Source organism: Aeromonas sp. HMWF014 (assembly GCF_963878295.1).
GTDB lineage: Bacteria > Pseudomonadota > Gammaproteobacteria > Enterobacterales > Aeromonadaceae > Aeromonas > Aeromonas popoffii.
In genome coordinates this window covers 1-618 of the sequence record NZ_CAWNYS010000513.1, presented here as the reverse complement: position 1 = coordinate 618, position 618 = coordinate 1, and the positions used below count along the sequence as shown (strand labels likewise).

The following is a 618-nucleotide window of genomic DNA, read 5'->3' as shown; positions in this document are numbered from 1 at the left end:
CCCAAAGCCGGTCGCTGGTCGACTGGCTTTCTTATTTGGAGCAGATCCACCCGGTCAACATCGACATGGGGCTGGATCGGGTCGGTGCAGTCGCCCGTCGAATGGGCCTCACCCAATTGTCGTTCAAGGTGATCACGGTGGCGGGCACCAACGGCAAGGGCTCCAGCTGTGCCATGGCGGCCAGCATTCTGATGGCCGCGGGCTACAAGGTCGGCGTCTACTCCTCTCCTCATTTGCTGCGCTTTACCGAGCGGGTGCGCATCGACGGCGCCGAGCTGACTGACGGTGATCACTGCACGGCGTTTGCCGAGGTGGAGGCGGCCCGTGGCGAGATAGCGCTCACCTTCTTCGAGTTCGCCACCCTGGCGGGTGTGTGGCTCTTCTGCCGCGCCGCGCCCGATGTGCTGCTGCTGGAAGTGGGGCTGGGCGGTCGGCTCGATGCCACCAATGTGGTGGAGTCTGACGTCGCCATGATCACCTCCATCGCGCTGGATCACTGCGACTGGCTGGGGGATACCCGGGAAGCGGTGGCAGTGGAGAAGGCCGGTGTTTACCGCGCGGGCAAACCTGCTATCAGCGGCGAGCCCAACCCGCCTGCTACTATCGCCACCGAGGCGC

Annotated in this window: 1 pseudogene; it reads left to right on the top strand. The window is 64.9% G+C overall.

The features are described 5' to 3' along the window. Positions 1-618, top strand: a pseudogene (locus AAC083_RS20155) (Mur ligase family protein); the annotation flags it as partial.